Origin of the sequence: Aromatoleum toluvorans (assembly GCF_012910905.1) — a bacterium.
Taxonomy (GTDB): Bacteria; Pseudomonadota; Gammaproteobacteria; order Burkholderiales; family Rhodocyclaceae; genus Aromatoleum; species Aromatoleum toluvorans.
Genome location: NZ_WTVN01000014.1, coordinates 56254 through 70793 on the forward strand (window position 1 = coordinate 56254; position 14540 = coordinate 70793).

The 14540-nt window shown below is 64.9% G+C and carries 10 protein-coding genes and 2 tRNA genes; 6 read left to right on the top strand and 6 right to left on the bottom strand.

Annotated features, from left to right (window positions below; genetic code table 11):
• Nucleotides 1-26: 26 nt before the first annotated feature.
• The gene (locus tag GPA22_RS10895) at nucleotides 27-497 is read right to left on the bottom strand and encodes a low molecular weight protein-tyrosine-phosphatase (RefSeq protein WP_169256098.1); all 471 of its coding nucleotides are present in this window, start codon (nucleotides 495-497) and stop codon (nucleotides 27-29) included.
• Nucleotides 498-508: 11 nt separating this feature from the next.
• Nucleotides 509-2566 carry an excinuclease ABC subunit UvrB gene (gene uvrB, locus GPA22_RS10900; protein WP_169256099.1) on the bottom strand — a complete coding sequence of 686 codons (2058 nt, stop codon included), beginning with the start codon at nucleotides 2564-2566 and terminating at the stop codon, nucleotides 509-511.
• A gap of 174 nt (nucleotides 2567-2740) precedes the next feature.
• Here uvrB and GPA22_RS10905 point away from each other — a divergent pair, with 174 nt between their 5' ends.
• From GPA22_RS10905 to GPA22_RS10915, 3 genes are all read left to right on the top strand, one after another.
• Nucleotides 2741-3949, top strand: coding sequence for an amino acid aminotransferase (locus tag GPA22_RS10905; RefSeq protein WP_169256100.1), 1209 nt, complete (start codon nucleotides 2741-2743; stop codon nucleotides 3947-3949).
• Nucleotides 3950-4009: 60 nt separating this feature from the next.
• Nucleotides 4010-4085: transfer RNA gene (locus GPA22_RS10910), tRNA-Asn, on the top strand.
• Nucleotides 4086-4129: 44 nt separating this feature from the next.
• Nucleotides 4130-4205: transfer RNA gene (locus GPA22_RS10915), tRNA-Asn, on the top strand.
• Between the two features lie 111 nt (nucleotides 4206-4316).
• Here GPA22_RS10915 and GPA22_RS10920 read toward each other — a convergent pair.
• Together GPA22_RS10920 and GPA22_RS10925 are read right to left on the bottom strand one after the other, a co-directional pair.
• Nucleotides 4317-6752 (bottom strand): Lon protease family protein, encoded by a 2436-nt coding sequence (locus tag GPA22_RS10920; RefSeq protein WP_169256101.1) that lies wholly within the window; start codon nucleotides 6750-6752, stop codon nucleotides 4317-4319.
• A gap of 92 nt (nucleotides 6753-6844) precedes the next feature.
• Nucleotides 6845-7126 carry a hypothetical protein gene (locus GPA22_RS10925; protein ID WP_169256102.1) on the bottom strand — a complete coding sequence of 94 codons (282 nt, stop codon included), beginning with the start codon at nucleotides 7124-7126 and terminating at the stop codon, nucleotides 6845-6847.
• Nucleotides 7127-7395: 269 nt separating this feature from the next.
• Here GPA22_RS10925 and moaA point away from each other — a divergent pair, with 269 nt between their 5' ends.
• From moaA to GPA22_RS10940, 3 genes are all read left to right on the top strand, one after another.
• On the top strand, nucleotides 7396-8469 hold the full coding sequence (moaA, locus tag GPA22_RS10930) for a GTP 3',8-cyclase MoaA (RefSeq protein ID WP_169256103.1): 1074 nt from the start codon (nucleotides 7396-7398) through the stop codon (nucleotides 8467-8469).
• Between the two features lie 120 nt (nucleotides 8470-8589).
• Complete coding sequence (locus GPA22_RS10935; protein ID WP_211169058.1) at nucleotides 8590-9732, top strand: NHL repeat-containing protein; 1143 nt, start codon at nucleotides 8590-8592, stop codon at nucleotides 9730-9732.
• A gap of 88 nt (nucleotides 9733-9820) precedes the next feature.
• Nucleotides 9821-10711: a cytochrome c3 family protein gene (locus tag GPA22_RS10940; protein WP_169256105.1), complete on the top strand. Its 891-nt coding sequence runs from the start codon at nucleotides 9821-9823 to the stop codon at nucleotides 10709-10711.
• 117 nt (nucleotides 10712-10828) lie between these two features.
• Here GPA22_RS10940 and GPA22_RS10945 read toward each other — a convergent pair whose 3' ends face one another.
• The gene (locus GPA22_RS10945) at nucleotides 10829-13324 is read right to left on the bottom strand and encodes an ABC transporter permease (RefSeq protein WP_169256106.1); all 2496 of its coding nucleotides are present in this window, start codon (nucleotides 13322-13324) and stop codon (nucleotides 10829-10831) included.
• Between the two features lie 31 nt (nucleotides 13325-13355).
• Nucleotides 13356-14522: a M20 aminoacylase family protein gene (locus GPA22_RS10950; RefSeq protein WP_169256107.1), complete on the bottom strand. Its 1167-nt coding sequence runs from the start codon at nucleotides 14520-14522 to the stop codon at nucleotides 13356-13358.
• Between the last annotated feature and the right edge of the window lie 18 nt (nucleotides 14523-14540).

The following is a 14540-nucleotide window of genomic DNA, read 5'->3' on the forward strand; positions in this document are numbered from 1 at the left end:
CCTCTTTTTTTGCTTCGCCGGGAGATTCAGCGGGACGACATCAGCGTGTCGAGCAGCCCGTCCACCGCATCCTCGCAATAGTCGAGCACCAGATCGAAGCCGCGTTCGCCACCGTAATACGGATCGGGCACTTCCTCGGCATTGAACCGGCGCGCATACCGCATGAACAGCTGCAGCTTCGGTCGATGTGCGTCGGGACAGTTGCGCTCCATGATCTCGAGATGGCCGAGATCCATCGCGAGCAAGAGGTCGAAGGACTCGAAATCGGCCGCCACGAGCTTGCGCGCCCGCAGCATGGAGAGGTCGTAACCGCGCTTTTCCGCCGCCTGGCTGGTACGCGGATCCGGTGCCTCACCGACGTGATAGCCGTGCGTGCCGGCCGAGTCGACCTCGATCAGGCTCTCCAGACCGGCCGCGCGGATGGCATGCCGGGCCACGCCCTCGGCGGTCGGCGAACGGCAAATATTGCCCGTGCAGACAAACAGGATTCTCTTCAAGTCGGCACCCCTCACGTCGTCCCGTGCTGATCTGCCCCGAACGCACGCTGACGCAGTCTGAACAATTCGTCGCGGGCTGCCGCGGCCTTTTCGAACTCGAGATTGCGGGCGTGCTCCTGCATTTCCTTCTCGAGCTTCTTGATCGCCTTCGCCACGGCCTTCTCGTCCATCGAGAAATATTCGGCCCTCGCCTCCTCGGCGACCGCGGCATTGCGCTCGTCGTTGGTCGAATAGACGCCGTCGATGATGTCCTTGATGCGCTTGCTCACGGTCTTCGGGACGATGCCGTGCTCGGCATTGAAGGCAAGCTGCTTGGCGCGCCGCCGCTCGGTTTCGTCCATCGCCGCACGCATCGAGCGCGTCACGACATCGGCGTACAGGATCGCGCGGCCGTGGATGTGGCGGGCTGCGCGGCCGATCGTCTGGATCAGCGAGCGCTCGGAACGCAGGAAGCCCTCCTTGTCGGCATCCAGGATCGCAACGAGCGAAACTTCCGGAATGTCCAGGCCTTCGCGCAGCAGGTTGATCCCGACCAGCACGTCGAACTCGCCCAGGCGCAGGTCGCGAATGATCTCGACGCGCTCGACGGTGTCGATGTCCGAGTGCAGGTAGCGCACGCGGATGCCGTTCTCCCCCAGATAGTCGGTGAGATCTTCCGCCATCCGCTTCGTCAGCGTCGTGACCAGCACTCGCTCCCCGGCCGCAATCCGGCGTTTGGCCTCCGACAGCAGATCATCGACCTGCGTGCTTGCGGGGCGCACTTCCAGCGCCGGATCGATCAGGCCGGTCGGCCGCACAACCTGTTCGACGACCTGCCCCTGATGCGTCGCCTCGTAATCCGCCGGCGTCGCGGACACGAAGATCGTTTGCGGCATCAGGCGCTCGAATTCCTCGAACTGCAGCGGCCGGTTGTCGAGCGCCGACGGCAGGCGGAAGCCGTACTCGACGAGATTCTCCTTGCGCGACCGGTCGCCCTTGAACATGCCGCCCACCTGCGGAATCGCGACGTGCGATTCGTCGACGAACAACAGCGCATCGGCCGGCAGGTAATCGATGAGCGTGGGAGGCGGTTCTCCCGCTCCGCGTCCCGACAGGTGGCGCGAATAGTTTTCGATGCCCTTGCAGAAGCCCATTTCGTTGAGCATCTCGAGATCGAAGCGCGTGCGCTGCTCGATGCGCTGCGCTTCGACCAGTTTCCCCGCGCGCTGGAAATTTCCGACGCGCTCGCGCAACTCGTCCTTGATCGCCTCGATCGCCTGCAACACCGTCGCGCGCGGCGTGACGTAATGGCTCGAGGGGTAGACAGTGAAACGCACCAGCTTCTGCTTGAGGTGCCCGGTCAGCGGGTCGAACAGCGTCAGATGTTCGATCTCGTCATCGAACATCTCGATCCGCACGGCGTACTCCGCGTTTTCCGCCGGAAACACGTCGATCACGTCACCGCGCACGCGGAAGGTTCCGCGGCGGAAATCGATGTCGGACCGCGTGTACTGCATCGCCACGAGGCGCTGAACCAGGTCCCGATGCGCGATGCGCTCGCCCTCGCGCAGGTGCAGGATCATCGCGTGGTAATCGACCGGGTCGCCGATGCCGTAGATGCACGACACCGTCGCGACGATGACGACGTCGCGCCGCTCCATCAGGCTCTTCGTCGCCGACAGGCGCATCTGCTCGATGTGCTCGTTGATGCTCGAGTCCTTCTCGATGAAGAGATCGCGCGACGGCACGTAGGCTTCGGGCTGATAGTAGTCGTAGTAGGAGACGAAATACTCGACCGCGTTCTCGGGGAAGAACTCGCGGAACTCGGCGTACAGCTGCGCGGCGAGCGTCTTGTTGGGCGCCAGGACCAAGGCAGGCCTGCCGCAGCGTGCGATGACGTTCGCCATCGTGTAGGTCTTGCCGGATCCCGTCACGCCCAGCAGGGTCTGGTACATCAGCCCGTCGCCGATCCCCTCGGTCAACTGCCCGATCGCGGCCGGCTGATCTCCCGCAGGCGGAAAGGGCTGATGGAGCCTGAACGGGCTGCCCTCGAAAGTCACTACCGGAACGCTGTCCGTCGAACTCGTCATGCTAGAATTTCCGGCTGTTTCAAGCGCTTGCCGGCGTGTTCCGAGCAACGGAACCACACCGGGCAAACACGCATTATTTCGCAAAATGCGGCGCAAGGCACGGCAGGATGGACCGGTACGCGTGTAACCGGTTCAGTCTCCGACGCCCGCCGCGCCAACCGTGGAGTTGTTTCTATGCCCGCTTCGATCTTCGCCGCCGTCGAGATGGCGCCCCGTGACCCGATCCTCGGACTGAACGAGGCTTTCAACGCCGATGCGCGCACTGAAAAGGTGAACCTCGGCGTTGGCGTCTACTACGACGACAACGGCAAGATTCCGCTGCTGGCAGCTGTCAAGACTGCCGAAAAGGCACGTCTCGAAGCGATGCCCCCGCGCGGCTACCAGCCCATCGAGGGCCCCGCTGCCTACAACACCGCCGTGCAAAACCTGCTGTTCGGCAAGGACTCCGCCCTCATCGCCAACGGCCAGGTCGTGACCGTGCAGGCACTCGGCGGCACCGGCGCGCTCAAGGTCGGCGCCGACTACCTGAAGCGCCTTCTCCCCGGCGCAACCGTCTACATTTCCGACCCGAGCTGGGAAAACCACCGCGCGCTGTTCGAGTCCGCCGGCTTCCCGGTCGAGAATTACCCGTACTACGAACCGGCCACCCGCGGCGTGAACTTCGCCGGCATGAAGGCCAAGCTCGAACAGCTCGCCCCGGGCTCGATCGTCGTGCTGCACGCCTGCTGCCACAACCCGACGGGTGCAGACCTGAGCGAAGCCCAGTGGGGCGAGGTCGTCGGTGCCTGCCGCGAACGCGGCCTCGTGCCCTTCCTCGACATGGCCTACCAGGGCTTCGCCGACGGCATCGAGCCGGACGCCGTCGCGGTGCGCCTCTTCTCCGCCAGCGGGCTCCAGTTCTTCGTTTCGAGCTCGTTCTCGAAGTCGTTCTCGCTCTACGGCGAACGCGTCGGCGCCCTCTCCATCGTCACGGCCGCCAAGGATGAATCGGCCCGCGTGCTGTCCCAGGTCAAGCGCGTCATCCGCACCAACTACTCCAACCCGCCGATCCACGGCGGCGCAGTGGTTGCGGCAGTGCTCAACTCGGCCGAGCTGCGCCAGATGTGGGAAGACGAACTCGCGGGCATGCGCGACCGCATTCGCGCGATGCGTACCGGCCTCGTCGAGAACCTCAAGGCGGCTGGCGTTGCGCAGGACTTCTCCTTCGTGATCCAGCAGCGCGGCATGTTCTCCTACACCGGCCTGTCGGCCGCCCAGGTCGAGCAGCTGAAGAACGACTTCGGCATCTACGCCGTGTCGACCGGCCGCATCTGCCTCGCCGCCCTCAACTCGCGCAACATCGGCTACGTTGCGAAGGCGATCGCCCAGGTTGTGAAGGCCTGAGAAACCCGCTCGATCATTATTGACGCATAGCCGCGCGCTACCTATAATGCGCGGCTCAATTCCCCGATAGCTCAGTCGGTAGAGCAACGGACTGTTAATCCGTGTGTCCCTGGTTCGAGCCCAGGTCGGGGAGCCAAAATTTGGCTCCTGCAGTTTTTCTGCATGAGCAGACGATACCGATCCCCGATAGCTCAGTCGGTAGAGCAACGGACTGTTAATCCGTGTGTCCCTGGTTCGAGCCCAGGTCGGGGAGCCAGTAAAGCCAAGTGGATGGGCCACCTTTCGGGGTGGCCCATTTGCTTTGTGGCTGCGGAATTCGCAATGCCTGCATCGGCGCGGAAGGGTTGCGGCACGCCCGGCCGGCTGGTCAGTCGTGATCGCCCTCGTGCCGCCGGCGCGCGCGGCCATGGCGCGCGGCGGCGCCGTGATCGAAGGCATGCTTCGCCGCAATCATGGCGCTCAGTGCCGCAGCGACCTTGTAGTTGACCGTCGCCCGCGGCATCACGCCCTTCGCATCGGCAACGCCGGCAGACAGGCCGGTGAGCGCTTCCATCGCCTCGTCGACGGTCGCGACCGCGAAGATCCGGAACGTGCCTTTCCGTGCAGCCTCGACGACGTCCTCACGCAACATCAGGTGACGCACGCTTGCCCGGGGAATCACGACCCCCTGCTCGCCGGTCAGGCCCCGTACCGCGCACAGATCGAAGAAGCCTTCGATCTTCTCGTTGACGCCGCCGATGGCCTGGACCTCGCCGAACTGGTTCACCGAGCCGGTGACGGCGAACGACTGGCGGATCGGAATCTGGGCGAGCGCCGACAACAGGGCGCACAGTTCCGCGAGCGATGCGGAATCACCTTCCACGGGCGAATAGGATTGCTCGAAGACGAGGCTCGCCGACAGGGACAAGGGCTGGTGGCGCGCATACCGCGCCGCGAGAAACGCCGACAGGATCAGGACGCCCTTCGAATGGATTGCGCCGCCCAGCTCGGTCTCGCGCTCGATATCGACCACATCGCCCTCGCCTAGCCGTGCCGTGGCCGTGACGCGTACCGGATGCCCGAAACGCTCTCCGGCCAGTTCGACCACGACAAGCGCGTTGATCTGGCCACAGCGCGCCCCTGCCGTCGAAATGAGCGTCGTCTCGTCGATCATCGACTCGATCACCCGCTCGGCGTAGCGACCGGAGCGACGCAAGCGCGACGCGATGGCCACCTCCACCTGCTCACGCCCCACAACCGCCAATTGCAGCGCGCGCGCGTGGAAATCCGCCTCGCGCATCACGTCGGCCAGCAGGCGCGTCTGCAGGCTCAGGCGACCGGCGTCCTCGGCAAGCCGGGCGCCGTGCTCCACCAGGCGGGCGATTCCCGTCCGATCGAATGGCAGCAGCGACGATGCCCGTCCGAGCGTCGCCAGCAGGGCCGCATAACGTTCGACGTTCGCGTTGTTGCGCAGCATGTCCTCGTCGAAGTCGGCCGCAACCTTGAAAAGTTCGGGGAAATCGGGATCGTTTTCGGTCAGCAGATAGAACATCTCGCGATCGCCGATCAGGACAACCTTCACATCGCATGGCACGGCCTCGGGCTCCAGCGTGAGCAAGTTGCTCCAGCCCTGCGCTTCCGCCGGCGGCTCGATACGGATTTCTGCCGAACGCAGCGCGCGCTTCAACCCCTCCCACGCAAACGGCTGCATCAGCAGGCGTTCCACGTCGATGACGAGGTAGCCGCCGCAGGCCCGATGGAGGGCTCCCGCCCGGATCAGGCTGAAATTGGTCACAAGCGCCCCCATCTGCGAGATGTGCTCGATGCGACCGATCAGATTGCCGAAGGTCGGGTTGTCCTCGCATACGACGGGAGCACCGCTGGTCGCGGAGTGATCGACAAGGACCTTGACCAGGTAGCGATGGAACGTCGTCCGGGCTTCGTCCTCCGGCCCTTCCTCCTCCTCGCCCTCCTGGCTCGCCCATTCGCCGCCGCTCGCCAGGATGTCTCCCCTGATCGCGTCGAAAAAAGTCTGCACCGTCGGGAGGTCCGCATAACGCTCGCGCAATCCCCGCATCAGATGCGACACCGCCGGCGTCAGCGCATCGCCCGCCGCACGCTGCATGGCCTCGTGAAGCTCCTTCCGCCAGCCCGGAAACCGCTCGAGCAGATCCGCCAGACGATCGCTCCAGGCACCGACTTTTTCCTCGACCGCAGCCCGGATCTCCGGCGCCAGGGCCTCGAAATCTTCCGGCGACATCGTCTGCCCGTCCTTGGTGGGCGCGAAGACGAAACCTTCCGGCGTCTGCAGCAGGGACACGCCATCGGCGGCACACGCATCGCCCAGCTCGCGCAGTGCCTTCTCCTCCCGCGTCTTGTGTGCATCCTGCAGCGACTCCACGCGAGCGCTGTAGGTGTCGCTCGCAAGCGCCGCCTCGATCGCCGGTCCGAGATCGGCAATGAACGCCTGCATGTCGGCGCGCAGCGCCGCCCCTCGCCCGGCCGCCAGCGTCAGGAGGCGCGGGCGCTGGGGGTCCTCGAAATTATGCAGATAGCACAGATCGGGCGGTACCTCGCCGATCGGCGAAAACTCGTGCAACAGGCGAAAGACCGTCGCATGCCGCCCCGTTCCCGGATCGCCGAGGACGAACACGTGGTAGCCGGGCTGGCGCATCGCCAGGCCGAAGCGCAATGCCTCCTCGGCCCTGCCCTGCCCCACCACCCCCGGCACGTCGGCAAGACTGGTCGTGTCCTCGAATGCAAATGTCTCGGGTGCGCAACGGACGCAGAGACTGTCCGCTGCGAGGGGGAGCAGGTCGGCCATGTTCTTGTTCTCCCGATACCGCAATGAAAACGGGGCGCCCGGCGAACCGGACGCCCCATGATCCCTCTCGCCCGGCCCGGCAGGCAAGCGCGCTAGCGAAGCCCCCGACGGGAAAGATCGCCCCAGCGCGTGTCGTCGTGTTGCACCTCATTCTCGAACTGCGGAAATCGCCGGTCGTGCTCCATCAGCAGCGACATGATGGTTCCCGCATGCTCGGCCGGAAAACCCTGGCGCTTTCCGCCCCGCGTATCCGTCATCAACAGGAAGATGAACTTGCGGCACTGCGCCGTGCCCCACATGCCGTCAATCTTTCGAAGATGCGGAAAACGCTCGTAGAGCTTTTCGGTCGAAGTTTCTGTAATTCGTGTCGTCATCGCACAATTCCCGGGGGAGTAGATGCAGCTGCCGGAAGATTAATACTTTTGCCCTATACCCGCGAACCCGCTTCCACGCTACTGTGCCACCTGCAAGGGCAGCACGGCGTGCAGCCCGGACGCTGGCGTCGCCGCAGGCTGGGCACGAACATATTGCCTTCTGCTGCAACGATCGGTTAACTGACGCATGGATAGACCGTAAAACCTCACCACAGGTTGCCGGGCCCTTTCAGCATGCACCATTTCAGGCCACTACAGCCAGGTATCCGATGAAATCGATTCCGATCTACCCCGCGAGCGAGCCCGCTCCCGTCGCTGCAGACGCGCCCGCGCCAGGTGCCCCCCTCGTCGACACGCGGGGGCGCATGGTCCACGACCTGCGCATCTCGGTCACCGATCGCTGCAATTTCCGCTGCATCTACTGCATGCCGCGCGAAGTGTTTGGAACGGATTACGCCTTCCTGCCCCGCAAGGAGCTGCTGTCGTTCGAGGAGATCACGCGGGTGGCGCGACTTTTCGCCGAGCGTGGTGTCCGCAAGATCCGCATTACCGGCGGCGAACCGCTGCTGCGCAAGCACGTCGAGAACCTCGTCGCCCAGCTCGCCGCGATCCCCGACGTCGAGCTCACCCTCACCACCAACGGCGTACTCCTGCCCAAGATGGCCCGTACGCTCCGCGAGGCCGGCCTGCATCGCGTCACGGTGAGCCTCGATGCCATCGACGACGCGACCTTCCGTGCGATGAACGACGCCGACTACCCGGTCGCGGCGGTCCTGAAGGGGATCGCCGCCGCCGAAGAAGCCGGGCTCAGTCCCGTCAAGGTCAATATGGTCGTCAAGCGCGGCGTCAACGACCACAACGTGATCGACATGGCCCGCCACTTCCGCGGCACGGGCCACATCCTGCGCTTCATCGAATTCATGGACGTCGGCAGTTCGAACGGATGGGAAATGAACGCAGTGGTGCCGTCGCGCGACATCATCGAGCGCATCGACCGCGTCTTCCCCCTGGAGCAGGTCGACCCCAACTACACCGGCGAAGTTGCCGAGCGCTGGCGCTACCGTGACGGCGGCGGCGAAATCGGCGTCATCTCCTCGGTCACGCAGGCGTTCTGCTCGACCTGTACGCGCATCCGCCTGTCCACGGAAGGCAAGCTGTACACGTGTCTGTTCGCCCAGAGCGGACACGATCTTCGCACCTTGTTGCGCGACGGTGCGAGCGATGCCGAACTCGATCGCGCCATTGCCGGCGTGTGGCAGAACCGCGACGACCACTATTCGGAAATCCGCACTGCAAACACCCGCGGGCTGAGAAAAATCGAAATGTCCTACATCGGCGGCTAGGTCACTGGCCCGCTTCCTGCTAATGGCGAACTTCCGGGCACTCGCTCAGCATGGTGCCCGACCGTTTTTTGTTGCCCCCGCTACTGTGGCGGAGAGGGCTCGCACGGAATGTTCAGCCACATGCGTCACAATTCATTTCATGCAGGTTCCGTTGCTCGCGGCCTGAGCCTCGCTCTGTACGCGCTCGCGTCGGTGATCGCCTTCACCGGCTGCAGCTCCTCCCCCGTCGCCCCTTCAGACGGAGAATTGGACTATCAGCTGATATGGCCGGCACCGCCCGACGAGCCCCGTTTCGTATTCGAGACCGAACTCAGGAACCAGTCCGACATACGCGACGAATCCGAAGATGAACGCCTGCAACGGATACTGACGGGGCGCAACACCAAGTCCGAACAACCTGTCTATCGCAAGCCGTCGGCACTGGTGGCACGGAAAGGACGACTTTACGTCGCCGATCCGCATACGGCTTCGATCTACGTGTTCGACATGCCCCGCCGTAAGGTCTTCCAGATCGGCCAGCGCGAACCGAACCGCACGCGGTCGCCGATCTCCATGGCGATCGATGCCCAGAGCAGGCTCTACGTCCTCGATTCCATCGCGAAGAACGTGATGGTTTTCGACCCGCTGGGCCTGTACATGTTCTCGGTCGGGAACCCGCGTGATCTGGTCAAGCCGGCGGGGGTGGCGGTCAGCCGTGACGGCTCGCGCATATTTGTCATAGACCGCGGCAGCGTCGACAGCGATGACCACAAGGTGATTGCGTACGCGCCGGACGGCAAGGAACTGTTCCGGATCGGCCCGCGCGGCTCGGACCCGGGACAGTTGAATATCCCGCTCGATGCCACCGTCACCGAAGACGGCAGGCTGCACATTCTCGATTCCGGGAATTTTCGTGTGCAGACATTCGATGAAACGGGAAAATTCGTCTCGAGTTTCGGATCGGTCGGAAACGGTCTCGGAAATTTCTCGCGCCCGCGCCGGATCGCCAGTGACAACGACGGCAACATCTACGTCTCAGACGCTTCATTCAACAATGTGCAGATATTCGACCCCAGCGGTCATCTGCTGATGTGGCTCGGAAAGTCCGGGATCGCCAACCTTCCCGGGCAATACGCGCTCATCGGCGCCATCACCGTCGACGAGACCGGACGGCTGTACGTCGCCGACCAGTACCACATCAAGGTCGACGTCTATCGTCGGGCCGAGAAGGCAGTTGCTGCAAGCAAAACGCCCGCTCCCACCGCGGGGAAAAGCGCCCCTTGAATACTCAAATATCATCATCAGGAATACGTAATATCCTGGCATTGTTATTGCATAAGTGCGCCAACACCAACCAATACACTGCCACATCATGACAATCAGAATCGCCACCGTAGCCATCGCCACACTCGGCGTGCTCGTTGCAGATGTCGCATGGCCCGGAACGCGCTCGGACTCGGAATTCCTGAACCAGGGCACCATCGGCAACACCCGCCACAACCTGTCGCAGCGCCAGACCGCGGGTGGCGGCCCGACCGGCAGCCAGATGGACGCGGTTCGTAACAACTATCAGCAGGTGTGCGTCTACTGCCACACCCCCCACGCCGCCAACCAGAATATCAGCGCGCCGCTGTGGAACCGGACCGTGCGCAGCACCACCTACACGCTGTATAACCAGCAGAGCCTGTCGCAGGAGGCGACGCAGCCGGGCCCGAACTCGCTGACCTGCCTGTCCTGTCACGACGGCCAGACCGCTGTCGATTCGATCGTGAACATGCCGGGTTCGGGGAAATACAACGCCGCACTCGCCCTGAACCCCGATACCAGCACCACCAAGGCGCTTCTGGATGCCTGGAGCACGACCGACGATGCGTTCGACCACTTCGGCTTGAAGGACAACAATACCGAATGTCTCAGCTGCCACTCGCCCGGGGGCCAGGGTGGCGCGCAGGACTTTTCTGCGTTTGCGATCGGCACCGACCTTCGCAACGACCATCCGGTGGGGGTGAAGCTGCCGAGCGGATCCGACTGGAACGTGCCGTCCGGCACCTACAAGAATGTCCGCTTCTTCGACACGGATGGCGACAGCCGCCCGGACAAGGAAGAGTTGCGTTTCTATGACTCGGGTCAGGGATACGAGGTAGAGTGCGCCTCCTGCCACGATCCGCATGGTGTACCGGGGGCGACCGCGTCCTTCCTGCCAACCTTCCTGCGCGTGACGGCAGACGGCAGCCAGATCTGCCTGACCTGCCACGTGAAATAAAACTCACCGCAACGACAAGCAAGAGAAAGGCGCCCGAGGGCGCCTTTCTCATTTGCTGCAATACGCGCGACGATATGGTTTTGTATTGGGAAAACGCTCGCGAATACTCCTCAGAAATCACGCCAGTTGCCGCAGGCTTGAAGCCGGGGGGCGTGCGAGCAGCCTGCGGGTTCCGAGCCATCCCGCAACGATCACTGCGCATGCCCCTGCCAGCATCGCGAGCGCGAGCGGCCAGAACTCAGGCACATAGGGCATCTTGAACGCTTGGCGGGCGAGCAACCAACCGATCGCCATCGCGCCTGCCGTCGCCAGCACCGAAGCAAGCCCGCCGAGCACGGCGAATTCGGCCAGCAGCGCATGGCGCATTTGCGCGTTACGGGCACCCAGCGTCCGGAGCATCGCCAATTCGTAATCCCGCTCGTCGTGCGTCGACTGCAGGGCGGAGAACAGCACGAGGAAACCGGCCAGGACCGAGAAGGCAAAGACGAACTCGACGATGAGCACCAGCTTGTCGGTCATCGCGCGTACCTGCGCAATCACTGCATCAACATCGATGACCGACAGATTGGGGAAACCCTTCACCAACTCGGCCGTGAATCGCTGATTACCCGGGGGAAGCCTGAAACTCGTGATCAGGCTTGCGGGATCGTCCTCGAGCATCCCCGGCGACGCGATGAAGAAGAAGTTCACACGCATGGAGTCCCATTCGAGCTCGCGGACGCTGGTGATCGGCGCTTCGACGAGCCTGCCGGCGACGTTGAAACGGACGCGGTCGCCGACCTTGAGCGAAAACGCCTCTGCGAGGCCACGCTCAACGGAGAACTGCGGGGCCGTTTCCGAACCGTGCCAGCGTCCGCCGACGACGATGTTGCCGTCCGGCAGCCGGCTGCCATAACTGAGGTTGAATTCGCGCTCGGCGAGGCGTTGTGTACGCTCGTTCTCGTAGGCTTCGGGATGCACCTCACGCCCGTTGATGGCGTCGAGCCGGCCGCGGATCATCGGGCGGACTTCCGGCGCCTGCAAACCCTGCTGAACGAAGAACTCCGCCAGCGCCTGTCGCTGGTCGGGCTGGATATTGATCACGAAGCGATTGGGGGCATCGGGCGGGGTCATTGCGCGCCACCCGTCGAGCAGATCGCCGCGGACGATGGTCAGCAACAGCAGCGCCGTCACGCCGAGGCCGAGCGCCACGATCTGCACGACGCTCGCCCCCGTGCGGCGCACCAAGGAAGCGATCCCGTAACGCCAGCCGCTGCCGCCGAACATCGCCCCTTCCCGCGTCCGGCCGAGCAGCCGCAGGAGGGCCCACGCTGCCGCCCCGAACGCTGCGAGGGCGAAGCTGAAGCCCCCCGCCACATAGGACGCGAGCCGCAGTTCGCCGGCGATCCAGAAGACGAGCGCGAGTAGCGCGGCGGCCCCGGCAAGCCAGGCGAAGGCGCTGCGCGTCTCGACGAGCGCGATCTCGCGCCGCAAGACCCGAAGTGTGGAGACTCGCCCGAGGCGCAGGAGCTGCGGCAGCACGAATCCGATCAGCAGGACCACCCCGACCGCGAGGCCGTGGGCAAACGGTAGCGGCGAGGGGGAAGGCAGTGCGGTGTCCATGATCTCGACCAGGATCAGCGCCAGACCCTGCTGCACGCCCCAGCCGAGGCAGGAGCCGAGCGCGGCGGCGGCGAATCCGAACAGTGCAAACTCGCCGACGACGAGCTTCAACACTTGCCCCTGGCGTGCGCCGAGGCAACGCATCACGGCACAGGCGTCGAGGTGGCGTTGCATGAAGCGGCGTGCGGAAATGCCGATCGCGACTGCCGCAAGAATCACCGTGAGCAACGCGGCGAGGCGGAGGAAGCGCTGGGCCTGGTCGAGCGAATTGCGCACCTCGGGTCGCGCGTTTCCGACGCCCTCCACCGTTTCGCCGCGTCCGAGACGCGCTTTCGACCAGCGCTCGAAGACCTCGACGGCGTCCGGCTCACCGGCCACGTGCAGGCGCCACGTCGCGCGGCTGCCCGCGATGAGGAGCCCGGAATCCGCCAGATCCGCTGCGTTGAAGATTGCGCGCGGGAGCAGGCTGAAGAAATTCGCCCCGCGATCCGACTCGAAGGTCACCACGCCGCCGACCCTGAACTCCAGACGCCCCAGGCCCACGTGCTCACCGACTGAAACGTCGAGGGCCGCCAGGAGCCGTTCGTCGAGCCAGACTTCGCCGCGTTCGGGGATGCGGTTGGCGATGGTGTCCGCCTGATTCGGGCCTGCTGCGATGCGGACATGACCACGCAGCGGGTAGCCCGGGCCGACGGCCTTGACCCCGGCAAGCTGGGCGGCGTTCTCCGTGCTCACCATGCTCGTGAACAGGACCGTGCCGGTGCTCGTGAGGCCGAGCCGCCCGGCTTCCTGCGCAAAGGCCTCGTCCCACGGGTGATCGGCGCGCAGCAGCAGGTCGCCGCCCAGCAACTGGTTGGCCTCGCGGTCGAGTCCCCGCGCGACGCGGTCGGCGAGGAAACCGACGCTGGTGAGACAGGCCACGGCGATCACGATGGCGAGGCCGAGCAGGTGAAGTTCGCCCGCCCGCAGGTCGCGCAACATCATGCGCAGGGATAGCTGGAAGGTATGCATGCGCGGGTGGACGGCACAGGGTGCCGGAGGTTCAGGATTTCGGCAGCAGGCGCCGTGCGAGTTCGACCCAGTAGGCGACGCCGAAGGGGATGATCGAGTCGTTGAAGTCGTAGTGCGGGTTGTGCAGGGTGCAGCCGCCTTCACCCGGCCCGTTGCCGATCCACACGTAACAGCCCGGCTTGTGGCGCAGGTAGAAGGCGAAGTCCTCGGCGCCCATGCTGGGGCGCTGATCGGTCAACACGCTCGCGCCGGGCAGGCCGGCGGCCACTTCGGCGCAGATCGCGGCTTCGTCGGAGGTGTTGATGGTCGGGGGGTAGCCGCGACGATACTCGACTTCGACGCTGACCCCGTGGCTCGCGGCGATGCCCGCGCTGATGCGCGAGATCGCTGCTTCGATGCGGTCCTGGACCGCCGCGCTGAACGCACGCACGGTGCCGCACAGCTGCGCGCGATCGGGGATCACGTTGTACGCCTCGCCCGCGTGGAACTGCGTCACCGAAACGACGGCGGAGTCGAGGGGGTCGAGCGCACGGCTGACGATGGTCTGGAGCGCCTGCACCAGCGCGGCGCCGGCGGCGATGGAGTCGGTGCCGAGATGCGGCATCGCACCGTGCGCGCCCTGGCCGCGGATGCTGATGTCGAAACGATCGGCACTTGCCATCACGGGGCCGTCATGCACGGCGAAGTGACCCGAAGGCAGGCCGGGCCAGTTGTGCATGCCGAAGATCGAGGCCATCGGGAAGCGGTCGAACAGGCCGTCGTGGATCATCGCGTCGGCGCCGCCCTCGCCTTCCTCGGCCGGCTGGAAGACGAAATACACGGTGCCGTCGAAGTCCGGGTGGGCGGACAGCACTTCGGCCGCGCCGAGCAGCATCGTCGTGTGGCCGTCGTGACCGCAGGCATGCATGCAGCCCGCATGCTGCGAGACGTGTGCGAATTCATTGCGCTCCTGGATCGGCAGCGCGTCCATGTCTGCGCGCAGGCCGATGGCGCGCAGGCTGCGCCCGGCCCGGAGCACGCCGACGACGCCCGTCCCGCCAAGGCCGCGGTGCACCTCGATACCGAGGGCTTCGAGGCGGCTCGCGACGAGGTCCGCGGTCCGGCGCTCGGCGAACGCAAGCTCGGGATGGGCGTGGATGTCGCGCCGCAGTGCGGTCAGCGCCGGGTGGCACTGCCTGATCTTTTCGGTGATGCTCATGTCTGCACCTGTCGTCGC